This window comes from Aureicoccus marinus, from assembly GCF_002954325.1.
Taxonomy (GTDB): domain Bacteria; phylum Bacteroidota; class Bacteroidia; order Flavobacteriales; family Flavobacteriaceae; genus Aureicoccus; species Aureicoccus marinus.
The window spans coordinates 2,884,977-2,911,287 of sequence record NZ_MQVX01000001.1 but is presented as its reverse complement, the minus strand read 5'-3'; the positions used below and the strand labels follow the sequence as shown (position 1 = coordinate 2,911,287).

18 protein-coding genes, 1 tRNA gene and 3 pseudogenes are annotated in these 26,311 nt (G+C 47.5%); 11 read left to right on the top strand and 11 right to left on the bottom strand.

Annotated elements, in window-relative coordinates:
* Nucleotides 1-84: 84 nt before the first annotated feature.
* Nucleotides 85-1,952 (top strand): annotated as a pseudogene (mrdA, locus tag BST99_RS13500) (penicillin-binding protein 2).
* Nucleotides 1,942-3,225, top strand: coding sequence for a rod shape-determining protein RodA (gene rodA, locus BST99_RS13495; RefSeq protein ID WP_105002261.1), 1,284 nt, complete (start codon nucleotides 1,942-1,944; stop codon nucleotides 3,223-3,225). Before mrdA ends, rodA begins: the two are co-directional and overlap by 11 nt.
* Here rodA and BST99_RS13490 read toward each other — a convergent pair.
* Both BST99_RS13490 and BST99_RS13485 read right to left on the bottom strand, forming a co-directional pair.
* On the bottom strand, nucleotides 3,222-4,031 hold the full coding sequence (locus BST99_RS13490; RefSeq protein ID WP_245916276.1) for a DNA/RNA non-specific endonuclease: 810 nt from the start codon (nucleotides 4,029-4,031) through the stop codon (nucleotides 3,222-3,224). The two genes, rodA and BST99_RS13490, sit on opposite strands and share 4 nt — an antisense overlap.
* 5 nt (nucleotides 4,032-4,036) lie before the next feature.
* The gene (locus BST99_RS13485) at nucleotides 4,037-6,172 is read right to left on the bottom strand and encodes a carboxy terminal-processing peptidase (RefSeq protein ID WP_105002260.1); all 2,136 of its coding nucleotides are present in this window, start codon (nucleotides 6,170-6,172) and stop codon (nucleotides 4,037-4,039) included.
* Between the two features lie 149 nt (nucleotides 6,173-6,321).
* On the opposite strand from BST99_RS13485, the gene surE reads away from it, so the two are divergent.
* The 5 genes from surE to BST99_RS13460 all read left to right on the top strand — a co-directional run bounded on the left by surE (nucleotide 6,322) and on the right by BST99_RS13460 (nucleotide 11,021).
* Nucleotides 6,322-7,098 carry a 5'/3'-nucleotidase SurE gene (gene surE / locus BST99_RS13480; protein WP_105002536.1) on the top strand — a complete coding sequence of 259 codons (777 nt, stop codon included), beginning with the start codon at nucleotides 6,322-6,324 and terminating at the stop codon, nucleotides 7,096-7,098.
* Between the two features lie 81 nt (nucleotides 7,099-7,179).
* Complete coding sequence (locus tag BST99_RS13475; RefSeq protein ID WP_317046180.1) at nucleotides 7,180-7,377, top strand: hypothetical protein; 198 nt, start codon at nucleotides 7,180-7,182, stop codon at nucleotides 7,375-7,377.
* Nucleotides 7,374-8,486 carry a lipid-A-disaccharide synthase gene (gene lpxB, locus BST99_RS13470; RefSeq protein WP_105002259.1) on the top strand — a complete coding sequence of 371 codons (1,113 nt, stop codon included), beginning with the start codon at nucleotides 7,374-7,376 and terminating at the stop codon, nucleotides 8,484-8,486. The genes BST99_RS13475 and lpxB overlap by 4 nt, the downstream gene beginning before the upstream one ends.
* A 24-nt stretch (nucleotides 8,487-8,510) precedes the next feature.
* Nucleotides 8,511-9,071 (top strand): C40 family peptidase, encoded by a 561-nt coding sequence (locus BST99_RS13465; protein WP_181044239.1) that lies wholly within the window; start codon nucleotides 8,511-8,513, stop codon nucleotides 9,069-9,071.
* 3 nt (nucleotides 9,072-9,074) lie between these two features.
* Nucleotides 9,075-11,021 (top strand): ComEC/Rec2 family competence protein, encoded by a 1,947-nt coding sequence (locus tag BST99_RS13460; protein WP_105002258.1) that lies wholly within the window; start codon nucleotides 9,075-9,077, stop codon nucleotides 11,019-11,021.
* Nucleotides 11,022-11,053: 32 nt separating this feature from the next.
* Here BST99_RS13460 and BST99_RS13455 read toward each other — a convergent pair whose 3' ends face one another.
* The gene (locus BST99_RS13455; protein ID WP_105002257.1) at nucleotides 11,054-12,604 is read right to left on the bottom strand and encodes a peptide MFS transporter; all 1,551 of its coding nucleotides are present in this window, start codon (nucleotides 12,602-12,604) and stop codon (nucleotides 11,054-11,056) included.
* A 9-nt stretch (nucleotides 12,605-12,613) separates the two neighbouring features.
* Nucleotides 12,614-14,770, bottom strand: coding sequence for a S9 family peptidase (locus tag BST99_RS13450; protein WP_105002256.1), 2,157 nt, complete (start codon nucleotides 14,768-14,770; stop codon nucleotides 12,614-12,616).
* A 142-nt stretch (nucleotides 14,771-14,912) separates the two neighbouring features.
* Here BST99_RS13450 and BST99_RS13445 point away from each other — a divergent pair, with 142 nt between their 5' ends.
* A complete protein-coding gene (locus BST99_RS13445; RefSeq protein ID WP_105002255.1) occupies nucleotides 14,913-16,235 on the top strand; it encodes a hydroxymethylglutaryl-CoA reductase, degradative in 1,323 nt (440 codons plus the stop codon).
* Nucleotides 16,236-16,237: 2 nt separating this feature from the next.
* On the top strand, nucleotides 16,238-17,185 hold the full coding sequence (locus BST99_RS13440) for a GYDIA family GHMP kinase (protein ID WP_105002254.1): 948 nt from the start codon (nucleotides 16,238-16,240) through the stop codon (nucleotides 17,183-17,185).
* 44 nt (nucleotides 17,186-17,229) lie between these two features.
* Here the strand turns inward: BST99_RS13440 and BST99_RS13435 are convergent, their stop codons facing one another.
* The 7 genes and pseudogenes from BST99_RS13435 to BST99_RS13405 all read right to left on the bottom strand — a co-directional run bounded on the left by BST99_RS13435 (nucleotide 17,230) and on the right by BST99_RS13405 (nucleotide 24,926).
* Nucleotides 17,230-19,314, bottom strand: a complete 2,085-nt coding sequence (locus BST99_RS13435) for a peptidylprolyl isomerase (protein WP_105002253.1) — start codon at nucleotides 19,312-19,314, stop codon at nucleotides 17,230-17,232.
* Nucleotides 19,315-19,400: 86 nt separating this feature from the next.
* Nucleotides 19,401-20,629: pseudogene (locus tag BST99_RS13430) on the bottom strand (hemolysin family protein).
* 70 nt (nucleotides 20,630-20,699) lie between these two features.
* Entirely contained in the window at nucleotides 20,700-20,897 is a 198-nt protein-coding gene (locus BST99_RS13425; protein WP_105002252.1) for a hypothetical protein, read from the bottom strand.
* Nucleotides 20,894-21,496, bottom strand: coding sequence for an LPS export ABC transporter periplasmic protein LptC (gene lptC / locus BST99_RS13420; RefSeq protein ID WP_245916275.1), 603 nt, complete (start codon nucleotides 21,494-21,496; stop codon nucleotides 20,894-20,896). Before lptC ends, BST99_RS13425 begins: the two co-directional genes overlap by 4 nt.
* Before the next feature lie 2 nt (nucleotides 21,497-21,498).
* On the bottom strand, nucleotides 21,499-22,872 hold the full coding sequence (locus tag BST99_RS13415; protein ID WP_105002250.1) for a tetratricopeptide repeat protein: 1,374 nt from the start codon (nucleotides 22,870-22,872) through the stop codon (nucleotides 21,499-21,501).
* 41 nt (nucleotides 22,873-22,913) lie between these two features.
* Nucleotides 22,914-24,197 (bottom strand): hypothetical protein, encoded by a 1,284-nt coding sequence (locus tag BST99_RS13410; protein WP_105002249.1) that lies wholly within the window; start codon nucleotides 24,195-24,197, stop codon nucleotides 22,914-22,916.
* A 3-nt stretch (nucleotides 24,198-24,200) separates the two neighbouring features.
* Nucleotides 24,201-24,926 carry a type III pantothenate kinase gene (locus BST99_RS13405; RefSeq protein ID WP_105002248.1) on the bottom strand — a complete coding sequence of 242 codons (726 nt, stop codon included), beginning with the start codon at nucleotides 24,924-24,926 and terminating at the stop codon, nucleotides 24,201-24,203.
* Between the two features lie 143 nt (nucleotides 24,927-25,069).
* Between BST99_RS13405 and BST99_RS13400 the strand changes: the two genes are divergently transcribed.
* Both BST99_RS13400 and BST99_RS13395 read left to right on the top strand, forming a co-directional pair.
* Nucleotides 25,070-25,142: transfer RNA gene (locus tag BST99_RS13400), tRNA-Phe, on the top strand.
* Nucleotides 25,143-25,540: 398 nt separating this feature from the next.
* Nucleotides 25,541-26,311, top strand: a pseudogene (locus tag BST99_RS13395) (RHS repeat domain-containing protein); the annotation flags it as partial.

The following is a 26,311-nucleotide window of genomic DNA, read 5'->3' as shown; positions in this document are numbered from 1 at the left end:
ACCAGAAATTCCGAATAATTGACCCAAAATGGCGTTGTAGTATCAAGGCCTGTTTACAAATTGAATTAAACCTCTAATCGATTCATGGTTCGTCTCTTAATGTCCTCCCTCATTGTGGTCGTCGCCCTGACCTTTATCGGGCGCCTGTCCTATCTGCAACTTTTTCGGGATAGTGACAATGTTTTGGCGGAAGATCCTTCGATCAAAAGGGTGTTCAACTATCCGGAGCGCGGGTACATCTACGACCGTAACGGTCAACTTCTGGTAGGGAATCAAGCTAGTTACGATGTAATGGTGGTTCCGAATGAGGTGGAAGAATTCGATCTGGAAGAGTTTTGCGAGCTACTGCAAATCACTCCGGAGGAATACGAAGAAAAACTACGTAAAGCCAAAATCTATTCTCCACGTTTGCCTTCCCCTCTGGTTTCTCAATTATCCAAAGAGGATTATGCCCGACTACAGGAAAAGATGAGGCATTACTCTGGCTTTTACATCCAGAAGAAGTCCTTACGCTACTACAACACCCCGGCAGCAGCCAATGTCTTAGGCTATATCAGTGAGGTCAACAACCGGGACATCACCAGCAGCGACTACTATATTTCCGGAGACGTTCGAGGCCGTACCGGGATTGAAAAACAATACGAAGAAATTTTACGGGGCGAAAAAGGAATCAGCTACATCCAAAAAGACAACTTCAACCGGGATATTGGTCCCTACAAAGGCGGAAGCAAGGATATCAGTTCCAAAATGGGGAAAGAAATCCACATCACCATCGACAAGGCCCTCCAAGAATACGGAGAGCGCCTGATGAATGGGAAACACGGGGGAATTGTGGCCATTGAACCTTCGAGTGGTGAAATTCTCTCCATGATTTCAGGCCCCACCTACAACCCGGCTCTTTTGGTCGGTCGGGAGCGTTCCAAAAACTACACCGAACTCTATTACGACAGCATTGCCAAGCCCACTTGGGACCGGTCTATTTTGGCTGAACCTCTCCGGGATCTCCTTTCAAAACTCTGAACGCCATGGTCGCCTTACAAGAAGGGGTGATTACCAAAGAAACCAAGTTCAAGTGTGTTAACGGATTTTATGTAGGGAATACACTTCGCGGTTGCCACTGCGGTGGAGGGGTTCGCGACCTGAACAAGGGTATTTTCAATTCCTGTAATGCCTATTTTGCCGGAACCTTCCGCAATTTTTACAATAAATTCGAAACGACAGCCGAAGGGCATGCCCGTTGGACCGAGCACATGAAGAGCTTTGGTCTGGGCGAATACCTGGGAACCGATTTACCGACCGGAAGACCCGGGCGTATTCCAGATACCGAATACTACGACCGGGCTTATGGAGAAGGGCGCTGGGCTTCGAGTTATATCATCTCCAATGCCATTGGGCAGGGAGAAGTTGCAGCTACACCCATACAGTTGGCCAATATGACCGCTGCCATTGCCAACAGGGGGCACTACTACACCCCGCACGTGATTAAGCGAATTGCAGGAAGTAGTCGAATCGACACTCGCTTTACAGAGCCAAAAAGGACCACCATCGACGCCAAGCATTTTGAGACGGTTATCGAGAGTATGACCAACGTATACGAGTACGGAACGGCTCGGCACCTGAAGATTCCTGGGGTTACCATCGCAGGAAAAACAGGAACGGTAGAGAACTTTACCCTGATCGATGGGATCCGCTTCCAGTTGACGGACCACTCATTGTTTGTGGCCTTCGCACCCGTGGAAGACCCCAAAATTGCGATCGCGGTCTTCATTGAACACGGATACTACGGAGGGCGTTATGCCGGACACATCGCTTCTCTGATGATCGAAAAGTACCTGAAAGGTGAGATTACCCGTACCGATATGGAGAAGCGTATGCTCGAGAAGACCTTGGAGCACGAATACGCCAAGCCATACCTGTGTCAACCATTTGAGATTAACGAATATGAGTGGTAGTACCCTACTGCGCCGCATTGATTGGCTGACTATTCTGTTGATGTGTTCCCTCATGCTTTTTGGCTGGATCAACATCTACAGCACCACGGTAACCGAGGACTTTACCAGCGTCTTTGACTACCAAACGTATTACGGGAAACAGCTGGTTTTTATCATTATTTCGCTCCTGGTGGTCTTTCCGGTCTTAATCATCGAAAGCAGCTTTTTTGAACGCTTTTCCAGCATCATCTACCTCATCGCTATTGTCTTGCTGGCTGGGCTCTTTGTGTTTGGTAAAGAAATTTCGGGAGCCACTTCCTGGTACGGTCTTGGCTTTTTTAACCTGCAACCCTCGGAGTTCGCCAAGATGGCCACCGCCCTGGCTTTGGCCAAATACCTCAGTGATATACAGACCGATATACGGGTTCGTAAATACCAGCTCTACGCCACGCTCATTATCCTGTTGCCGGCCCTTTTGGTCTTGCCACAGCCTGATCCGGGAAGTGCCCTGGTCTACCTATCCCTCTTTTTCGTTTTGTTCCGGGAAGGGCTGCCCTTGTACTACCTTTTCTTTGCTCTTATTTTAGTTATTCTCTTCGTAACCACCCTGATGTTTGGAACCATTTGGGTAGCCATTGGCTTGGGAATCTTCATTTCTCTTTTCTTTCTGCTCAAAAAACCTACCCTGGTGATTCCTACGGGACCTTTACTGGGTTTTATCGTCGTGGCGATGACTATCTCGCTATCCGTCGATTTTATCTACACAGAGGTCTTTGAACAGCGGCACCGTGATCGTTTTGATCTGTGGTTACGACTCGAAAAAGACCCCTCCAAACTAGAAAAAATCCGAAAGTCAATTGGGTACAATACCTACCAAGCCGAAAAAGCAATCGAATCCGGCGGCTTTAACGGAAAGGGCTTTATGGAAGGTACCCGAACCAAAGGAAAGTTCGTTCCCGAACAGCACACCGACTACATCTTCAGTTCTGTAGGAGAAGAGTGGGGTTTTATAGGAACAGCTGGAGTCATCATGCTCTTTTCTTTACTCCTGTTGCGGCTCGTCTTTATTGCGGAGAGGCAGAGGCGGGAATTTAATCGGATGTACGGTTATGGGGTCGTCTCTATTTTACTGATCCACTACGGCGTCAATATCGGGATGGTTTTGGGACTTTTGCCCACCATCGGAATCCCACTTCCTTTCTTCAGTTATGGGGGATCGAGTCAACTTTTCTTCAGCCTGCTCATCTTCATTATGCTCAAGCTGGACGCCAACCGATTGCGCGACGGTATTTAATTGAAGTTGTGATACCTCCACTCCCCTAATCGGGTAGGCGCTTCCAACTCCTCTTGTTTGCCCTTATCCAGTAGGGTAAAAAAGTCCAAACCGGATCGTCTTTCAATCTCATCCACGGAGACTTCAAACCGGCTTAGATCGCTTTTTTGTTCTTGGTTGGGGATTAGGTAAGCAATAAGGGCTTCATCATCTCCTGGACGGTAAACGATTTTGTAAAAATAGTCCGGTACCTCAACCCCTTCCGAGCCAATTTCTTCCAGGCCTTCCTCCAGGATTCCACCCGTTACAATATACAAGTCTCCATAGCGCTTGCACCAGGAGCGTACTTGCTGTTCCAGACGGTTCCAAATCCCCGCATTGAACTCCCGGTCCTGAGGGCTGACGTTACTGGTAAGAAAGGTTTCATTGTAAGCCTCCTCACTAAATCGCCGATCTCCGGCCGGGCAGAGGTGTCCTCTGTCGTACCCACTACCCTTGTAGTTACGCCAATGAGCAGATTCACCTGGGACGGAAGGGTCGACTTCGAAATAGGGTCGTTTTCGGTCATCTTGGGTCAAATGTTCGGGTTTGAGCCAGTAGGCAACCCATTCGGCTTGCTCGTATTCAGTACGGTATGAAAAGGCGTAGTACTCGTGGGTAATTTCTATACCTTCGGTGGATCTGGGACGCAATTCGCCACCCGAAACCATTTCGAATTGAGGCCGTTTGCTCTCTTGTTCTGCCTTGGCCCACCAAAGGTCAAAAAGCCAAAAGGCGGCCAAAATGGCCGCCAGACTTAATGCGTAATAAATTCGTTGTCGATTCAAAGGGTCTAGCCTTTTACGGAAGAAGCTAACTTTCTGTTCGGATTGGCTCGGATCGCACTCATTTTGAGGTCTTCCAATACGTTAATGGCTTCTTCTACATAGACATCTCTGGCCAACTCACGGTGCCAGCGGTCTCTTTTTTCACGCAGAATTGGATCTTGTGTAAATAAGCTTTCTTCGTCTTTCAAAGACGAGAAACTCAGACGGGAATCGTATTCCTGCAACTTCTTGAAGTAGTTCGCTCTCTTCTTATCTGCTTCGAGTTCCTGACGGTATTCCTTGATATTCAGAGAAACTACGTTCTCGTTCTGTTGTTCTTTAACCCAGCGCGCATTCTCTTCGATCAGTTTGATCTGTGAGTTCTTGCTCATGCGCTCCTGGCTGTTCTTGACAACAGTAGAAAAGTCTTCGTACCCTCTCCACTCTTCGTAATCAGCTGGCGAAATTCGGTCCCAAGCCAATGGGTTTTCCTGATCACGTTCTCCCAAATCAATGTAGGAGTAACGATCCGGAACCACGATATCACTCTTGACCCCTTCCAACTGGGTAGACCCCCCATTGATACGGTAGAATTTCTGCGTAGTGATCTTCAGCGCTCCCAAGTCGCCGTGTTGGTTGGAGCTGACCAAATTGGTCAACGGAATTACATTTTGAACGGTTCCCTTTCCGAAGGTTTGCTTACTTCCGATCACAATCGCGCGCTTGTAATCCTGCATGGCAGCCGCCAAAATCTCAGAAGCAGAGGCAGACAATTCGTTCACCAGGATCACCAAAGGTCCATCCCACTGAATTCTTTCGTCCTTGTCTTCGTGAATTTCTTTTCGTTGTCCTGAAGAGCGGACCTGTACAATCGGTCCGTCCTCAATAAAGAGACCCGCAATATCGACTACGGTCTTCAGGGATCCCCCTCCGTTATCACGCAGATCAATCACAAGACCTTCCATCCCTTCTTCTTTTAGTCGCTCAATTTCTTTGGCCACATCAGAAGCGGCATTGCGCTTGTTGTAATCGTTGAAGTCTACATAGAACTTGGGGAGATCAATCAGACCAAAAGTACGGCCCTCTTTATCGATGGTCGCAGACTTGGCATACGACTCTTCCAGTTCCACGACATCACGGGTAATATTAATCTCTTCTGTCGTTCCGTCTACTTTGCGAACCGTCAAATAAACAACTGTTCCCTTTGGACCCTTGATCAATTTGATGGCGTCGTCTAGAGGCATTCCGACAATATTGATCGGCTCTTCGCCTTCCTGACCTACTTTCGTGATTTCGTCACCCACTTCAAGGGACTTGTCTCTCCAGACCGGACCTCCTGAAATGATTTCAACGATTTTAGCCCCGTTCGGCTTTTTCTGTAAGCGAGCACCAATCCCTTCGAATTTACCCGACATGCTCATATCAAAACGCTCCTTGTCTTCCGGGGCGAAGTAAAAAGTATGCGGATCGAACTCTTCCACAATGGTGTTGATGTATTGAACAAACCAGTCCTTGCGCTCCAAGTCATCGACCACATCAAAATACTCGTTTAGGCGCTCCAAAACGTCCTTACGAGCAGCGCTTTCGAGTTCTGCCTCTTTGGCCTTACTAAGGGCATCGTCGGACTCGTTTTCGAAATTGGTCAATTTGTCGTTGTAATCTCCAATAGAGTTAAACTTCAACTGTTGTCTCCAACGCTCGCGCAACTCCTTTTTGTTGCGGGCAAATTCAAGACTGCGGTAGTCGATGTTGATTTCTTCTTTTAATCCGTAATTAAAAGGCTCCGAAAGGAGTTCCGGATAGAGTTCTTTCACCTCATTCATCCGGGTTTCTAAACGTTCGTGCACCAAATTAAAAAAGGTGATATCGGTGTTCTTGATCTCGTCGTCGATCTGGTATTTGTACTTCTCAAACTCGCGAAGATCACTGGCCAGGAAATAGCGTTTGGTCGGGTCGAGTATATCGATGAAGCCATCGTAGACTCCAGCAGAGAATTTATCGTTGATGGATTTTGGCTCGTAGTGTCCTCGTTCCAGAACATAGGTGATCAAGTCAATTAAGAGTTTGTCCTTGTCGTTATTTTCAAAATTGTTGTTCGTAAAACTGCAGGAGGCGACCGCAACAAGCAGGGCCAGAGTTGCCAGCACAAAATTCTTCTTCATAGGTATCACGTTAATCGATTAACTAAGATAGGAAATAATCATGCCAGAAATGGGGCTCTGCCTGGTAATTAATTGTTAAACCCCTGTCCTTTGCATTCTTAGGGAAAACGTATTTTTGAGGTAGAAAGTATACAAAAACGCTTGTGAGTTTGAAGAGACCCCTGATTCTTGTAACGAACGACGATGGAATTACCGCACCCGGTCTTCGGCACCTGATTCGGTATATGAAAGAAATAGGCGATGTGGTTGTGGTCGCTCCCGACAGCCCCCAATCCGGAATGGGGCACGCCATTACTATCGATAGCACCCTGTATTCTAAACAGGTCATCATTGATAAAGCCGATGGAGCGCCTCTGGAATACAGCTGCAGCGGCACACCGGCGGATTGCGTGAAATTAGGCCTTCAAGAGATCCTAGACCGCCGCCCGGACCTCTGTGTGAGCGGGATCAACCACGGGGCTAATCACTCGATCAACGTGATTTATTCCGGCACCATGAGTGCGGCCATTGAAGCGGGTATCGAAGGGATTCCAGCCATTGGATTTTCGCTCTGCGACTATTCCTGGAAGGCTGATTTCAATCCCTGTGAACCCTGGATCAAGCGCATCGTTCGCCAAGCCTTGGAAAACGGGATTCCTGAAGGAACTGTGCTCAACGTCAATATTCCCAAGACCGAAAAACCCCTAAAGGGCATTCGCGTGTGCCGTCAGGCCCGAGCCAATTGGAGAGAACAGTTTGACAAACGCACCAGCCCCACCGGAAAACAGTACTACTGGCTTTCTGGTGAATTTGAATTACTGGATACAGGTACCGATACCGATGTACACGCACTGGAACAGGGCTATGTCAGCGTGGTACCTACCCAATTCGACATGACCGCACACCACGCTATGTCTCAACTGAACCGATGGAAACTCAATGATTAAGAAAGAAATAGCAATTGGATTTGCCGTAGGCGTGATCGCCAACACCATAGGAACCTCGCCTATATCGTTCTCTTCTCCACTATGGGGATTCAGGCCACCTTTGAAGCCGCTTACGAGGAAGGGCATACCGGGACCTTATTGGCCTTGGGCGCCATCCTAAATTTGGTGGCCTTCTTTGGCTTTTTGCGCATCAAAAGAGACTACAGAGCCCGTGGTGTCATGATGGCAACCATCTTAACGGCCATGATTATTCTGGTCTTTAAATTCCTCGAGCCGTGAAAATCTATATCATTGCGGGAGAAGCCTCAGGAGATCTGCACGGATCCAACCTGATCAAGGCCCTGCTTACTCAACGCCCGGATGCCGAAATCCGCTGCTGGGGTGGTGATCGCATGGAGGCGGCCGGAGGCTCCTTGGCCATGCACTACAAGAAAATGGCCTTTATGGGCTTTTTGGAAGTGCTGTTAAACATCCGCAAGATCTTTCGCAACATCAGTTACTGCAAAGAAGACATTGCCGAGTTTGCTCCGGATCAAATCATCTTTATTGACTTCTCCGGTTTTAACCTTCGGATTGCTAAATGGGCCAAAGAGGCGGGTTACAAAACCAACTACTACATCTCTCCCCAAATCTGGGCTTCGAGAGAAGGCCGCATCGAAAAAATCAAGGCCAGCATTGATCGCATGTTTGTGATCTTGCCTTTCGAAAAATCTTTTTACGAGGACAAACATCAATTTCCGGTCGACTTTGTCGGGCATCCGCTTTTGGACGAAATCGCCGGGGCCCAATTGCCTTCGGAGGATGAATTCCGTACCCAGAATGCCTTGCCTGCAGGCAAGCCCATCATTGCTTTGTTACCGGGGAGTCGAAAGCAAGAGGTGCGGTCCATGCTAGAAATCATGCTCTCTGTAGTTTCTTCCGTTCAGGGCTATGAATTTGTTATCGCCAAAGCGCCGGGCTTGGATCGGGAAGTGTACGATCCTTATTTGATGAACCACAGCATTCGCCTGGTCGACAAGCAGACCTATGCCCTGCTTACCCATGCGTATGCCGCCTTGGTCACCAGCGGTACAGCCACCCTGGAGACCGCCCTGTTTAAGGTGCCCCAGGTGGTCTGTTATAAAGGCAACTGGATCTCCTACCAAATTGCGAAGCGCATTATTACGCTGGACTATATTTCTTTGGTCAACCTGATCATGGATCGGCCTGTAGTCAAGGAACTTATCCAAAATGATTTGACCACTGCTCATTTGGTGCAGGAACTCTCCTTAATTTTGGAAGGACCACAACGCGAAAAGATGCTCAAAGACTATGAGCAATTGGCCCAGAAGCTGGGAGGGCCTGGAGCAAGTGAGAAAGTGGCCCGGCTTTTGTTAGAAAGAAACTAGTCGCTCTCGATTAAAACCGTGCCTATGAAACACCCCAAAATCGCCTTTATTAGTTCTCTTTTGGTCGTGACTCTGAGTATGCAAAGTTGCAGCTCTAAGCGAACGGTATCTTCCCGCGCCAAACAAGAAAAGGCCGAGGTAGAAGAAGCCGAGGTTAAACTTCCCCAAAAATCGGATCACAAAGAAGTAAGAGTACCCGCTTCCAAAGCGGATCTCATCATTGAAACCGCCCAGGAATACCAAGGGACTCCCTATCTCTTTGGCGGAACGACCGGCTCAGGTATGGACTGTTCCGGTCTGATCTACGTCAGTTTGAAAACACACGGAATTTCCTTCCCCAGAATCTCCCATGAAATGGCGCAGGAGGGGCGTCGTATTGGGTTGGGGCAGGTACGCAAAGGTGATCTGCTTTTCTTCAAAACGTCCTCCAGAGGTCGACGGATCAACCATGTGGGCCTTGTCGTCAAGGTCAGTGTCGATGATATCCGGTTTATTCACGCCTCTTCTTCTCGAGGCGTTATGGTTTCTTCCCTTACCGAAAAATACTGGAGTCGCGCCTTTGTTCAGGCCTCCCGATTTTTATAGGTAGTGCTTTATTCAGCTCTGGGGCGGTGTACGTGTTACTACATCGCAGGGCTCCTGGTGGCCTATTATTGTGAAATCCCAAACGGGATCCTGCTTGCTGCTCTTTTACTGAGTGGTCTACTCTCGCTGTTTTGTCCGGGAGACAAAAGAGTGCTCCGGGAGCTCCTACTGGTCTCTACCCTGATCAGCCTCGGCCTATTTCGGGCGGAATGTCAAGGTCCTTACCACCCTCGGACAGCGGTACTTTCGGAGTATAGACAGGGCCAACTGACCATTTCTGAGGTCCTCAAACCGAGTCCCTACTACCAACGCTACAGGGCAGCTGACTACCTCCTCCTCATCCCTCGCCAAGTCACATCTTACTTACCCGGTGATCAACTTTGGGTGAGGGGCAAACTCCAAGCCTTATCCCAACCTCAAAATCCGGGACAGTTTGACTACGGTCATTACCTGCATTTGCAGGGATTCAAGGCTCAACTTAGAACGGATTCCATTGAGCTTTTGGGCAAGGAGTATTCCCTTGTCCTTATACTTAGGAGAAAGGTGGAGCAGTTAAAGCGGCATACGCGTGCAAGGCTCGCCCTGGCCGAATGGAACCCGGGTTCTCAACAACTGTTTATGGCCCTCATACTGGGCGACAAAACAGATTTAGATCAAGAGCTCAAGGCAAACTTTAAACGGACCGGGTTGATGCATCTGTTGGCTGTTTCTGGCCTTCATGTGGGCCTGCTCCTACTCTTTGTTCAGAGAGGGATGCGTTTGATCCCCTTGTTGCGCCATCGACGGGGAGGCTTACGGGTTCTGTATTTCATACTTCTGCTCAGCTACGCCTTGATCACCGGGCTTTCGCCCTCGGTGGTCAGAGCCGTGGTGCTATTTGGCATACTCGAAATCGCTCAGAGTCGTCAACAACACACCCCCGCCCTTCAAGCACTAGCCTCTGCTGCCTTCTTGACTTTGTTGGTGGATCCTGCTTCCTTACTGCAGTTGGGTTTTTTGATGAGTTATGGAGCCGTCTTCTTTATTCTGTGGGCCAACCAGATCTTTCTCGAAAGACCAGCCCATCAAGTGATTGAGTTTTTGCGCACCTCTCTGGCTGCTCAACTGGGCGTATTGCCCCTTTGTCTTTTTAGGTTCCATCAATTTTCGTTCAGTTTTCTCCTTTCCAACGCTCTTGTATTGCCGCTTCTAGGACCTGTTCTGGCTATTCTTTGGTTGCAATGGCCCTTAGTCGAGTTATGGCCTACCTCGGGCATGGCTCAGCTCGGGGACTCTACTTTACAGGGCATTCAACAGCTGCTGGGTTGGCTTGCGGACTGGGCCTGGTTTAAGGAAGGAATCCCTTTTCGACTAGAAGAAGTATTACTGTGCTATGGGGCCCTTCTTTGCCTGGGCTTCTTTTTGGAAAGAGGTCGTGCGCTGTTTCTACAGTCTTCTCTGGGGCTCGTGATTTGCCTTCAACTGACCCATTTCTACTTGGTGTACCAAGAAAGTTCAGAAGACTACTACTACATCCCCCACCAATGGAGACACAGCGCCTTGGTTGCGAAAGAAGGCTTGGGTCTGCGCATCTACCCAATCCCTTCAGAGGACCAAAAGGCTGTGAATTGGTCTTGGGTATACCGCGACCTGATCAACCAAAAAGGACTTCATGAGTTGCCCCCGGCGGTCTTCCCTGCAGGAGGGTTACTCTTTCATTCTGAGGAAGGCTGCACAACGGCTTTGGTCCGGCTGACCGATCCCCCTGTGCATGAGGAAGTCGATCGGGTTATTCTATGGCTGCAGGATTCTCCTAAAATTCACCTCGATGAGGCTCTCGACCACTTCAGACCGGATCTGGTGGTGGCCGATGGAAGCAATGCTAGCTATTTACTGCCATTATGGGAAGCTAGCTGTAAGAAGCGGGGTATTGGCTTTTACTCGACACAAAAAAGGGAGCCTTCGTGCTGAAAGCTCCCTTTGAATGAATTAAGGACACATTCCTAGTGAACGTTGCCCATTAAGCGTTTAATTAGTGGCGAAGCGATTAGGACGATCAAACCTGCACCAATGGAGTATTGAGCGATCAGCATAAAGCCGTCTGTATAAACCGTTAGGGTATCAAATCCACCCACATCTGCATCTGTACTTTCGATGGCCAACTGTTTCCCAATAAAACCTACAACTTGGAAGGCGAAAGCTGAAGAGAGGAACCATACCCCCATCATAAAGGCTACAATACGTTTTGGCGAAAGGTCCGTGATCTTGGACAATCCAACAGGCGACATAAACAGTTCCCCGACAGAAAGCAAGAAATACATCAACAGTAAATAGGCAAAGGGTACTAACCCATCTTCGTTGGCACTTGTTCCACTAATGGCCAGTACATAAAAACTAATACCAGCAAAGAGTAATCCCATACCGAACTTATAAGGTGTACGTGGATTGCGCTTTTTCTTGGCCAGAGATGTCCACATCAAGGAGATCGGAATCGCGAGGATGATAATGAACATCGAATTCAGCGAATTTGTCTGAGCCGCCGTCATTAAACTCAATTCTACATTTCGGGCTGCAAATAGGGTAATCACACTTCCGGACAATTCATGGAAGCCCCAGAAAATGGTCATGAATACCGTAATCAAAATAGCAACAAACAATTTTTTACGCTCATCTACCGAAGCCTTAAAGAGAATGAAAGCCAAATAGAGAAGGATAAAAACACCCAAGGCATAGAAGATCACATTGACCAAATTCATTTCCTCGAAGAAGCTGCCCTCCGTTCCTATAGATTTATAAGAAGATAAAAGAAAGGCGATTCCTGGCGCAGAAGCGAATGCTAAAATGGGTATGAGAACGGATTGCTTTATCCCGAGAACCTTCTTGTTGATGACTTCCTCACTCGGTGGTAGACCTCGGTCACCAAAGACACCTTTGCGAATTCCGCTCCAAAAGAAAAGCAGTCCGGCTAACATCCCTATACCAGCCAAGCCGAAACCATAATGCCAGCCATATTCCGCGGCTAACCATCCACACAAGAGGGGAGCAACCCAGCCCCCAATATTGATTCCCATATAGAAAATGGTAAAACCAGAGTCTTTTCGGGTGTCTCCATCTTCGTATAAGGTTCCTACGAAAGTGGAAATATTGGGTTTAAAAAACCCATTCCCTGCAATGATAAAGGAGAGCGCTAAAAAGAAAGCGATGTCATTTTCAATGGCCAAAACAAAATGACCTATGGCCATCAAGATACCTCCCAGAAAGATGGAACGGCGCATTCCAAGAATCTTATCCGAAATACGTCCGCCGATGACAGTCGAAGCGTAAACCAATGAACCGTAGGACGCGTAGACTGCGGCCGTAGCAAAATCACGCTCGGTTAAAGCCTCAAAAATAACCTGCACCATGTACAGGGTAAGAAGCGCCCGCATCCCATAGAAACTGAATCGTTCCCAGAGCTCAGCAAAGAAGAGGTAAAATAACCCTTGTGGATGCCCTAAAATATCTTTTGGCCCTTTGTTAGAAGGTGCCGCTTGGGGAGTTTGTACTTCACTCATAATATGGCTTTACAGGTTGTCTTTTACGAATTGTGTCATCTTGGTATAGAGGTGCAGACGGGTGTTTCCGCCATAGATTCCGTGGTTTCGGTCTGGGTAAATCGCCCAGTCAAAGCTCTTGTTGGCTTGCACCAGGGCTTCGATCATTCTCATGGAATTCTGCACGTGTACGTTATCGTCTCCGGAGCCGTGGACCAAAAGGTACTTCCCTTTGAGGAGCTCAGGATAGTTGAAAGGCGATTCGTTGTCGTAGCCATCAGGATTCTCCTGTGGAGTACGCATAAAGCGCTCGGTATAGATGGTGTCGTAAAACCTCCAGCTGGTTACCGGAGCAACGGCGATAGCCATTTCGAAGGTATCGTTTCCTTTGAGGAGGCAGTTGGTGGACATATGCCCTCCGTAACTCCAGCCCCAAATTCCGGTGCGGTTCTCGTCGATATAAGGCAACTTGCTCAATTCCTTTGCGGCTGCAATTTGGTCTTCTGTTTCGTACTTCACCAGGTTCATATAGGTCACCTTCTTGAAATCACGGCCCTTTAGACCTGTACCTCGTCCGTCCACACAGGCAATAATATAGCCTTCGGAAGCCAGCATTTGGTGCCAGTAGTCATTGGCTCCTAACCAGCGGTTGGCTACTTGCTGAGAGCCAGGCCCACTGTATTGGAACATAAAAAGAGGGTACTTTTTGTTGGGATCAAAGTCTTTCGGCTTGATCATATACATGTTCAAGTCGTTCCCGTTGACCGAAATCGTCGAGTACTCTTTCGGGCTGATTTCGTAGCCTTCCAACTTGGTCATCAGCGCCTTGTTGTCTTTCATTTTCTGCATAAACATCCCGTCGCGGGCCAAATGCAGGCTGAACTCGTAAGGAGTATCGGCACTCGAGAAGGTATTGACAAAGTAGAGGAACTTCTTGCTGAACTGCGCTGAATTGGTTCCGGTCTTGGTGGTCAAGCGGTTTTTACGCTTTCCATTGCTGCGGATACTGTACACATCGCGGTTGATGGATCCCATCTCGGTTGATTGATAGAAAATACGCTTGTTGTAAGCGTCGTAACCGTAGTAAGAGGTCACTTCCCAAGGCCCTTTGGTCACTTGATTCTTCAACTTTCCATTGACGTCGTAGTGGTAGATGTGGTTCCAACCGTCGCGCTCACTGGTCCAGATAAAGCTATCGTCTTCCAGGAAGGTCAGGTCGTCGGTGATATCGACATAGGCCTCGTCTTTTTCTTCCAGTAAAACAGACGCTGTCGCTGTCGTCGCATCCACATTGTGGAGCTTCAGGTGATTCTGGTGGCGGTTGAGGGTTTGCACACTCAGCTTGTCTGCGTGGTTTCTCCACTTGATGCGGGGGATGTAATAGGCATCTCCTAAATCCACTTCCTTGGTATCGCCGGAGGCCACTTCAAGCAGGTGCAAGCTAACAGTTGCATTGGTTTCTCCCGCTTTGGGGTACTTGAATTCGTATTGATATGGATACAGGTTGGTCCCGTACACGTCCATAGAGAACTGAGGCACTTCACTTTCGTCAAAGCGAATAAAGGCGATGCGGGTGCCGTCGCTGTTCCATTGGTAAGCCCGCACAAATCCGAACTCCTCTTCGTACACCCAATCGGTTACCCCGTTGATAATGCTTCCTTTTTGACCGTCGGTAGTCAATTGACGGGTGCTCTGAGAAGCGATCTCAAAAACATAGATGTTGTTGTCTTTCACGTAAGCCACATGCTTTCCGTCAGGAGAAAGCGCCGGGGCCATGATTTTGTCGTCGGCGACAGAGATGGTCTTCTTGCTTTCGACATCGTACACAAAGTAACGTCCTATGGTAGACCAGCGGAAAATACGTTCAAATTCGGATCCCAGAAGGATTTGACTTTCGTTTGCGCTAAAGGTGTAGCTGCTGAAACGTGGAACGCCCTCTTGAGAAGAACTGAGGATGGTTCCCACTTTGGCCAAGCCCTTGTACTCGTACTTGTCGATTTGGCTTTGGCCGTTTTCGAAATTGAGGACAGTGTATTGACGCCCGTTGTTCATGGAACGAAGTGAATTGATGCCTTCGGTCCTAAAGGCGCCACCCCATATTTCTTCGAGGGTAATGGCCTTTTGCTGGGCAGTAAGGCTAAGGCTAAACACCAAAGCGATTACCAACCCGAAAAAGTTAGTTTTCATACGGTTTTTTGAGTTATAGTCTGACATCAAGTTTACTAATTATTTAGGGAATAGTAAACTTTCGTTTTTGGGAGGTACAAAAACAAGGCCAAAGGGTCTTCCCCTTGTGAATCTTTATCTTTGCACTTCTTATTCCAAGCACATGAAAAAACCAATCAGCGGTTTTTCCAAACTCAGTAAGGCCGAAAAAATGGCCTGGCTCAGTCAAGAGTATACCGAGGACCCACAAGGGACCATTGAGCTACTCCAATCCTATTGGCATCCAGACCCCGCCACCCAGCAGTTGCACGAAGAATTTATCGAGAACACCCTCTCGAATTACTTCTTGCCCTTCGCCATCGCGCCCAACTTTGAGATCAATGGGCAGCTTTATGCGGTGCCCATGGCCATTGAAGAGAGTTCTGTGGTTGCGGCTGCCAGTAAAGCGGCCAAGTACTGGGGCGAAAGAGGTGGTTTTAAGGCGACCGTCCTCAAGACAGAAAAAGTAGGACAGGTTCACTTTGTGTGTGCTGCACCAGAGGGTGTTGTTCAGCAGTTTTTTGAAGAGGTCAAGTCCCAGATTTTGGCTGATACTGATGAACTCACCGAAAAAATGCGCTCCCGAGGAGGGGGCATCTTGGACTTGCAGCTGCGAGACAAGACCGCAAGTATTGAGCACTACTACCAGTTGCACGCCGCCTTCGAAACCAAGGATGCGATGGGGGCAAACTTCATCAACACCTGTTTAGAACAAATGGCCAAAAGCCTCGAAATACTGGCCGCAGAACACCCTTCAATGCAGGCCTACCCGGTCGAAGTGGTCATGAGTATTTTAAGCAACTACGTGCCGGATTGCCTGGTTCGAGCTGAAGTGAGTTGCCCAGTGTCTCAAATGGCTGAAGCAGGTATGGACGGAGAAGGTTTTGCAAGAAAGTTCGTGCAGGCGGTTGAAATAGCCAAAGAAGAGCCTTACCGGGCTGTCACCCACAACAAGGGGATTATGAACGGTATCGATGCGGTCGTACTCGCTACCGGAAATGACTTTAGAGCTATCGAAGCCGGGGTTCACGCCTATGCTGCGCGCGACGGACAGTACCGCAGCCTTTCCGAGGCCGAAATCAAAGAGATCGACGGAGAACTCTGTTTCCGGTTCTGGATGGACCTGCCTTTGGCTTTGGGAACAGTGGGAGGCTTAACGCGTCTTCATCCTATGGTTAAGCTCGCCCTGGATGTCTTAGGAAAACCCAACGCACAGGAACTTATGGGCATCACGGCCGTAGCGGGACTCGCACAGAACTTCGCTGCTTTGCGTTCTTTGACTACTACTGGAATTCAAAAAGGGCACATGAAAATGCACCTCTTGAATATCTTGAATCAACTCGGTGCAAGTTCAGATGAAAAAGAAGCCCTGGTGGATTACTTTAAAGACCATACCGTGAGCAATGCCGCGGTCGAAAAAGCATTGACCGAACACCGCAATAAATAAGGATGCAAGAAAAGCGCTATTACGGTAGAGGCAAACTGTTGATCACCGGGGAATACGCCGTACTGGACGGTGCCCTAGCGCTGGCCATCCCCACCATACAAGGGCAATCCCTGCACCTTCAAAGCGGGACTTCAGATCATATTGTTTGGAAGAGCCAGGTCAAAGGAGAAGCTTCGCCTTGGTTTGAGGCTCAATTCGACCTAGAGGGGCATCTTCTCGAATCCAACGACATCGTAGTCGGTGAACGCCTAGAGCAGCTCTTAGGGGCGGCCAGAGAGCTCAATCCTGTATTTCTGGAAGAAAAGCAACCGCTACAAATAGAAGCCCTTCTGGAATTTCCACGCCAATGGGGACTGGGTAGTTCCTCTACCCTTTTGCACCTTCTGGCCCAATGGGCAGGAGTCGATCCTTATGAACTGATGTACAAGAGCTTTGGAAAAAGCGGTAGCGGCTACGATCTTGCCTGCGCAGGGGCGGAGAAGGCCTTGCTGTATGGACTGGAAAATGGGCCTAAGCAGGAAGACGTGGATTTGCCATGGACGTTTAGTCAGCAACTGCTTTGGGTCTACCGGGAAGTCAAACAAGACAGCCGCTCGGCTATTGAGCAGTATCGCAAACGCACGGCCAACTTTTCTAAGCAGGAACTCGAGGATTTTTTGGAGCAAATCAGCGCCCTGAGTTTGGCTTGTAGTCAGGCCACCGAACTCTCTTCTTTTGAACAGCTCTTATCGAAACACGAAGAACTACTCGGAGCAATTCTTGGGATGCCACCGGTGCAAGACAGTCACTTCTCGGATTACACCCAAGGGGTGATAAAAAGTCTGGGAGCCTGGGGAGGAGATTTTATTCTTGCCACAGCACAGGATCCTGCAAAAGCTTCCCTTTATTTCAAAGAAAAAGGATACAACACCCTGCTCACTACGGAACAATTGCTGTATCCTTCTCTTTAACCAGTCCTTCTGTCTAAGACAGAACAGTCAGACTAAAAGTGCATTTAATAGAAATCCCCCCGGAAATCGTCAATTTCTGCTCCTTTTTTAAGCGCTTCGTAGGCCGTAGTGTTCGCTTTTGAACGAGTTGTTGTTGTCAAAGTATTCGCGAAAGTGCTGAAATTTGGCAACTTCACTGCGTCTTCTTTGGACAATACTTTAACCAAAAACACCCCAGTTTCTCCTTTGATCAGGCCAGAAGTCTGTCCTACTTCCAAAGCAAAAGCAGTCCCGACAACCGCAGGTTCTGATCCAGCACCAGCTAGGGTCGGTGCCTTCATCGTAATAGCAGAAACGGTATTTTTACTCGCTCCGCTTTCCTGAATGATTTGCTCCATAGACTTGCCTTTGTTGGCCGCCATGATTTGATCAGCTTTGATGTCTTTTCTCAAGATGGGCAATACCGTCGCTGAGGCGTCTTCAGGACTCATCAAGCCTTTATTGTATCGCTTAGTCACCTGAACAACCGCATAGCCTTCAGAGGTCGAAAAACGATCAATATCACCTACCGCTCGCTCTTCGTTAAAAGCCCACTGAACAATCGCGCGCTGCTCACCCAATCCCGGCAGGTTTTCGTCCAACTCCTTCACCTTGTTTACCGGGCGTAGGATGTAATTCTTCTCTTTGGTGATGTCGTCAAATTCATTGGCATCCGCTTCCATTACTGCTTTCTGGAAAGAAGAAGCCTCTTGGTACAAAGCGTTGGTGGTTTCTTCACTCGGCTCAATATTGGCGGTCAAGTGAGCAACCTGGAAAAGATCCTGCTTTTCTTCTACCTTGATAATGTGGAAACCAAATTCAGTCTCTACCAAATCAATAGCACCTACTTCATTGGAGAAACAGAAATCACTGAACTCCTCGACCATAGTTCCATTATCCTGGAAGAATCCAAGATTTCCTCCTCGTGGTGCAGAGGGTCCATCTGAATTCTCTCTTGCCAAGGCGGCAAAGTCAGCTCCTTCTTTAAGAGCCTCTACCAAAATCTTATCGGCTTCCGCTTTCGCCTCTTCCTTTGTTCTTTTGATTTCAGGATTAGCACGGGTAGCTCCTTCGTAAGCGAACAAGATGTGGCTGGCGCGAACATTCCCGTTCGGCTTCTTGCCCATCATACGAGTTATTTTAAAGCTCTGTGCATCGCGGTAAGGGCCGTAAACTTCTCCAACTTCCAAAGCCAAAAGGCTGTCTAAAGAAGCAGAAGGCAATTGCCCTTGTGGCTTGTAAATTGAATCGTAGTTGGTGTCTGAATCAAACTCCAAGAAGGCGAACATGTCTTCCGTAGTGGTGAAGTCTGCTTTGAGGTCTTCCACTCTTTTCTGCGCAGCATTCTCGTCTTCTACAGAAGGTTTTTCCTGGAAGAAAACGAAACGAATATCACGGGCATTCTCTTGTTGGAAATCATCCTCGTGCTTGTTGATATAATCTTGGATGGCTTGCTTAGAAACCGGAATAGTAGAATCGGCCACTGAAGTGTAAGGGATGCGCACAAACTCCATGTTGATCTTATCGTTGCTGAAACCATAGTCAAATTCTCCTTCTGATAAAGTTGATCCGATACCGGCCTTCACCATATTGAAGAACAACTGCTCTTTGGCTTGTTGTGCGATGTTGGCCTCATCATCCAACCACGCTTGGTAACGAACGGGATTGGTCTCTTTCCATTCCTGGATCGTGCTGCGGAACAAATCTTCGTTAAAGTTTCCGTCGGCATCTCCAAACTCACGCACCTGATACTGCCAGTTGTTTTTGCGAACGTAATCCACGATCTGGTCACTTCCAATATTCAATCCCAAATCGTCGAATTGCTGTCTTAGAATTTCGGCGCGTACTTCTTGATCGTACACGGTTTTAACCAATTGGGTTTGCGACATTCCGCGTCCGAACTGCTGCTTTCTGCGGTCCAGGGTTACTCGAAAATCATCGATACTCAAGGCTTCTCCGTTGACTTCAGCAATAGCGGAGCCTACCTTGGCTCCTCCGCCAAATGTCCCGTCACTGGAGATGATTCCTTGAATTACAAAAGCAAATAACGCCAACCCAATAATCAGGATAAGAATGGTTGTACGCTTGCGAATATTCTCTAAGATTGCCATAGCAGTCTGGTTTTTCTACAAATTTTAGGGGGCGAAAATACCTCTTTTTTTTCAATTTGGAAAGGAAAAAAAGCGCCTGAAAGTCACTAATTCTCTTGGATCTTCTGGACTTCGACGAGATCAATTTTGTTGTTGGATACTTCCCGGATGATAAAGTGATAATCCTCGGTTTCGACACGGGTTTGTTGCTCGGGGATTTCTTCGGTCAGATGTACGATGAGCCCACCCAGGGTTTCGTACTCTTCCCCTTCCGGCAAAGCGAGTTTGTACTGCTCATTGAGGTAATCCACTTCCAAACGGGCAGAGAAGCAGTAGCGGCCATCTCCGAGCTGATCCTCCTGCAAATCAGTCGAATCGTGCTCGTCCTCTATCTCGCCAAAGAGTTCTTCAATGATGTCTTCCACGGTAAGTATTCCGGAGGTTCCACCGTACTCATCGATCACCACCGCAACGCTTTTGCGTTTGCGGGTCAGCACGTTGAGGATGTCTTGTATCAGCATGGTTTCGGGCACATACTCCACCGAACGCAGAATACTCTTGATGGAATTCGGCTTGCGGAAAAGCTCGAAAGAGTGGGTATAGCCGATGATTTCGTCTATGTTCTGTTTGAATATAAAAATCTTGGAATAGCCCGTTTCGGTAAAGAGTTTTCGGAGTTCCGAAGGGCTTTCGTGCATTTCTATGGCACAAATCTCAGTTCGAGGTACCATCACCTCCCGGGCCTTGACCTCGGCAAATTCCAGGGCATTCTGAAAGATTTGGATTTCGCTGTCGATTTCTTCATCAGTCTCCATGCCTTCCACCTGCTCCGAGATATAATCCCCTAACTCCATCTTACTGAAAGAAAGCTGCACCTCGTCACCGGCGGTCTTGAAAAAGGTTTTCAGGATAAAATCCGATACCTGCATCACCAACCAGGAAAAGCCTGAGAAGAGGATGTAAAAAATATAGCGGGTATCGCCATCAACTTCAGCAAGGTATTGGAATAAATCTGGAAGAAAACTTTAGGTAAAAACTCAGCAGTAATAAAGATGATCAGGGTCGAAATCACCGTATGAGTAAACAGCCCAAAGTCCTCAAAGAAAAAACTGTACCAGGCTGTTGCCTCCCCTATAGGAGTCGGGAACCACTTCATGAGTACCTTCCCCATAAAATAGGAATAGACCACCAGGGAGAGGTTGTTCCCAATAAGCATGGTGGCAATAAATTTGGACGGTTTTTCGGTGATCCGCGTCAGGATATAGGCCAGTACACCATCCTGCTTTTTCTCTAACTCAATATGGATGCGATTGGCCGAAACAAAGGCGATCTCCATTCCCGAAAAGAAGGCCGAGAACAGCAGAGAAATGCCAATGACCAAAAAGTAGATATCCACCGCTTAGGGCCTATTTTTCCTTGTTTCGTTTTTCGAATTTCCGACGGAAGTTCCGGCGGAAAAAGAACATCCCCAAAGAGACTACAAAAAAGAACAAGAACAAGTAGATCTCGTCGCTTTCGGTTCCCCAAATACCGATCAATCGGTAGAGTGAAAAGAAGGCTACCACCAAGTAGATGTATTCGGTATAACGTAAGATATTGATCATGATTCTTCCTCTTTAATGACAATTACCCCATCGGTTCGCTGGGCCTGCACTTTCGTAAAATTACGATCAAAATCCATACCCTTCCCCATCATAATGGTTCCGTCTTCCGGATTGGTGTAGCGAAAAGAAGATTCTGTAAAGATCCAGTTGTTCGCTCGGTCGTAATACATTTGAGGCGCCTCCAACTTCTTACCGTCGTGACTGGTCAACACCACATTGCCTTTGAGTTCGATTAGGTTGGTATCGGTATACACCATGGCAAAATCCGCCTCGATGATGTTCATCTGCCCCTCATCATCATAGAACTCCAGACGCATCCCTTCCGGAAAAACCTGGTAGCGAAAACGCATGTTCTCGTAGTTCTCGTTTCGAGCTGCAGAGAGTTTAACCACGGCTCGGGTCAGGGTCGTGTCCTGGTTGGTCATCTCTTTACCCGCCTCGGTATAGGTCAGGGTAAAACCTTCGGAAACACTCTGCGGAAAAACAAAGGTACCCGCTTCTTCCCCCACCCGCTCGTACTGGTCTTCACAGGACCAAAAAGACAAAGCCATGGCAAAAACCATGGCAATGTCCTTTATGTATGTATGTTTTGTCTTCAATTCTACAGGTTAGGCACCTTAACGCTTCCACCGACCCAACAGTCAAAGGTTACTGACTTACCGGCCATTCCTTCATTGAAGATCATGGTCTTCGTCGGAGCCTTTGCCATATAGTTAGCTACAGTTCTCGCCACACGAGATTTCAATGCAGGATTTACACGGGCAGCCTTTCTGGCTTCTTCCGCAGCCTTCCAGTAGATCGCTCTTTTCTCGAAAGTCGTCTTACCACACTGATTGGCGCTCTTGGCGTACTGAGCAGCAATAATCAAGTGAGCTTTCCCCATAGACGGGTCAGCTTGTAAAGCCTTTCTGGCATAACTTCTAGCCTGTCCTTTACGACCCAAACGGTTCATCTTGGTCGCAATCTTGTAAAGGATCTCGGCCTTTCTCTTGGGATCTGCCTCCAACTCTATGGCCTTGTTGTAATCGGCAATCGCACCGTTGGTGTTTCCGCTCTTATCTTTCAATACTCCACTGTAGAAGTAAGCATCCGCAGAAGGATCCAACTTCAACTGCTCGGTGAAGAGCTTCTCGAACATAGGATCGTCTGTGCACTCTTTGGTGTACAAGCGACTAACCGCAGACTTCACCCATTTGATGTCGCCTTTCTTGGCATCAAAGTTCTTTTGGTACAGAGGTATCAAGTTGTCACAGTCCGCCAACTGACCCAATTTAGCATCGATACTGTCGGCAATCTTACCATAGGATTCCGAGTTTACTCGGGCTGCCTTTAGCTGACGCTTTTCTTTGGCAGAAAGGGTCTTGGCCTCTTCTTTTGGAAGAAGTTTTTGAACCAATCCAATCATTTTTTGGTTCTCTTCTTCGATTTTCCCCTGAACAGCATCGTAAACATCAAAGACCTCCTGCAGGTCTTTCTTCCCCGCCATGTTTAAATCGACGAGTGTTGAAAAGTAAAGATAGAGTCCCCTTGGATTTTTAAAGTTCTTGCGATCTGCCTTAAAGGCGGCGTCCAATTGATTGTAGATTTCATCCTCAGAGATCATACCATTATCTCTAAGCATAAGAACCTTGTCTACAATATTTTTAGCATGAGGGTTACTCTTAGGAAAAAACTTAGTGCCATCGTCCAATAACTTGACGTAGTCTTGGACATAACTGGTTTTTTCAGCACCACTGCTGTTCTTGATTTTGTGGGTTAGAATTTTGCGTCCGGCTGTAAAGTTAGCCTTATTGATGCTTGGGCAGGTTTCGTAAACCATTTTCCATGGTTCATAAGCCGCGTCGTAGTTCTTTACTTTGTAATGTTCAAAATAAATGGAGAGGTTGGTCATACACTCCTGGTTTTGCGCCTGTGCAGAGACCATTCCGATCGCCAAAAGGCCCAAAATAATCGATGAGTAAATTTTCCGCTTCATGATTGTGCAATTAAGTGGTTAATGTACAATATTTTCAATGTTTAATTGATCACTCGCTTAATAAACCAGCGATCATTTAAGGATAACCCAATTTTGATGCCAAAATAGTTTTCTTTCACTAATTGAGCTGCCGTTGTACCGCGATTTCCGAATTCTATCCCGAGGTTTAAATTGGAAAATCGGTCGGTAATTGAACCTCCCATAGGGATACCCATACCCAAGGAGATGCTAAAATTATTAATTTCTTCTCCGTTTACCGAAAGTCCTGTTTTATCGAAACGAACTCCTGCACGGTAAACAATACGGTTGTAAATCCCCGATAGGGCATTGTAGTCTGGAATATAGTAACCTCCCAAGATGACCGTACTGGCCTGACCATACTCCACATTCTCTACTCGCAAAAAGGTATTTTGGAAATCACTGTAGTCCTGAGAACGGATCTCCAGACCTCCAAACCACTGCTTATCTACCCCAAGTCCAAGACCCACACTCAAGGTGGTTGGAAGGGTAACGGTTGTTCTCGCGAGTCCCTGAGCGGCTAAATCCACATCAATGACCTCGATTTCTGAACCGTTTACTAGAGAGAACGAACCGATACGTTGTGTATTTTCTGAATTCAGGTTGACCTGTGTATCGACCCCCATATAAGAGTGAAGTCGGTAACGGTTCTTCAAAATCATGGGAGTATAGGTAACCGCGTAGTTGAAGTCGAAGCCATTCACATTGGACGTTCGCTCATCCAAGGTTCCAAATTGAACGTCCTGTACACTCTGAATACGGTCGTTGGTGATTTCCCCAAAATTGTAGCGCACCGAAGCTCCAACATTTAAATTAGGAATGGGCTGATATCCGGCAGAAAGAAAGACCCGGCTAATACCTCCTGCGCCGTCAAAAGCGTTGACTACGGTGTCGTTGTCCATGTTCACCGTCTCTTGCTGCAGGTTATACCCCACAGAAGAAAGGGGTTGTAAACCAAAACCAACGGCCACCTTGCGGCTGACCGGGAAGCCTACTGATAAGTAATCCAGGGAAGTAACAGCAACTCGTTGGTTGTCTGCTCCATTAGCTTTTAAAGTAAAGTTTCGACTAGAAATCCCGATAGCGTAGTTGGTCACTCGAAGGTTCCCATAAGCAGCGGGATTTTGAAAGTTGACGTGGATACTGTCGGTAAACATCGCCAGCCCACCCATGGACTGGTTTTCTACAGTAGCTTGTCCTCTGACTTCCCCTATCCCGAAAGAGGAATAAGGCGATATACTTCCATTTTGCGCATAAAGGGCAAACGAGAGCACACAGAAGAGTGCCGACAAAAACCTTTTCAACATTGACTATTTATTGTATTCCAGTAGGAAATTCAAGCCCTCCAAGAGAATTTTAGAATGGGCAAATATGGAATTTTTTAGTCGTTTACCAAAAAAATGAGCGTCTCCGCCTGTTAAAATAACTGTTAAATGTGGGAAGCGCTCTTTGTAGGCATTGATCATACCATCCATCTCACAGACAGCAGCGTAAGAAACCCCGCTGTGAATACTGTCTTCGGTGTTCTGTCCCAAGAGACCTTTGTAGGGCTGGGGATCTAGGAGTGGCAAGGAAGCAGTAAACTCGTTCAAGGCGCGGTACCTCATCTGCAATCCCGGGGCGATTGTTCCTCCTAAATAATGGCCTCTGTCGGTGATCAAATCATAGGTAATCGCGGTTCCGGCATCAATGACCAGGGTATTTTGGTGCGGGTAATGGTGGTGTGCACCTGCGACCAGAGCAATACGATCGACTCCCAAGGTTTCGGGCGTATCGTAATCGTTTACAAAGGGGAGTCGGGTTTCGGTATTGAGCAGTTTGAAGGAGCAGAAAAGACTGAGCAGCTTTTCGTGCCGCTCGTTGCACTGACCCACCCGGGCCAAAAAGCCGTGCTCAATTTGCGGATAGCGCTCAAAAAGAGCCTTGACTGCGGTAGCCAAGAGATCGTGATCCACCACCTGGTCAAAAACCAGTCGATCCTTCTCAAAAACCCCGAGCTTCACGCGGGTATTCCCTATATCGACAACTAAATTCACTCCTAATGTGCGGCTAGCGTTCCTTAAAAATACTGGACTTCGCGCATTTCTTCCCCTTTTTTCCTTTTTTGTTTTATAATCCTGTAATAAAAATTATATTTGCACCCGCCTTGAAAAAGGTACGCTGCCTGACAGCGTGGTTAGGTACCTTAGCTCAGTTGGTAGAGCAACGGACTGAAAATCCGTGTGTCCCTGGTTCGATTCCTGGAGGTACCACTTAAAGCACGAAAAAGCTCATTCCCTTGAATGGGCTTTTTCGTTTAAATCTGCGATTGAAGCTTGCTTCGATGAGCAGGTTTGAACGAAAAAAACAAGACCGCGAAAGCGGGATTGGGCTTTTGACGTATTTTCAGGAGTGGCACCAAAGGAAGATTGCGCCAGCAATCAGTCCTGGAAACCAAAGCTTGCTTTAGGGAGCGGATAGAAACGAAAAAACAAGACCGTGAAAGCGGGATTGGGCTTTTGACGTATTTTCAGGAGAGGGACCAAAGGAAGATTGCCCCAGCAATCAGTCCTGGAGACCAAAGCTCGCTTTTCACTTTAAAGCAGGAATTGTTCAAGTTTTCCTTAACTATACCGATAAGGTTAAACCCAAATTTGATTTTGCAGGTCTTGTGGAAGAAACCACCAGTACGCATAGTAAAACAGGTCAATCTACCATTACCAGTGTAGATAAATTTACCTATAACCAGGTGGGAGCGCTAAGCCAGGCGACCAACCAGATCAATGGTGGGGCTACAGAAGTTATTGCCGAAAACACCTATGACGGTATTGGTCAGCTTACTCAAAAGTCCATTGGAGGAAAAACAAACCAAAATAGAGTGCAAGACATCGACTACACCTACAATGTAAGAGGGTGGCTTACCGATATCAATAACCCCGATAATAAAGGCGGTGATCTATTTGCCATGCGCCTTTACTACGACAGAGATACTCACTCGACCAATGCTACTCCCCTCTATAACGGAAACATCTCGCAGGTCATGTGGTCTACAAAGAATACCAATAGCTCCAAATTCTATTATTTCTACCACTACGATCACTTAAACCGCATAACCAAAGCACAGTTTGCTGGTGGTGGCTGGTGGGATCGTTACAGCCTTAAAAAGGTCGAGTACGATAAAAACGGAAACATCACCAAACTGGAAAGAAAAGGATGGACCAATTCCGCTGCTACTAGCTTTGGAACCATGGATAATCTGGACTACACCTATTCCAGTAGTGGTATCGGTAATCAATTACTCAAAGTGCAAGACAACAGCAACATCAACTTTGGGTTTAAAGACAACATCAATCAAACCACAGATTACACCTATGATTCCAACGGGAATATGACTCGTGATTACAATAAGGCCATAAACACCAATATGACCTACAATCACCTG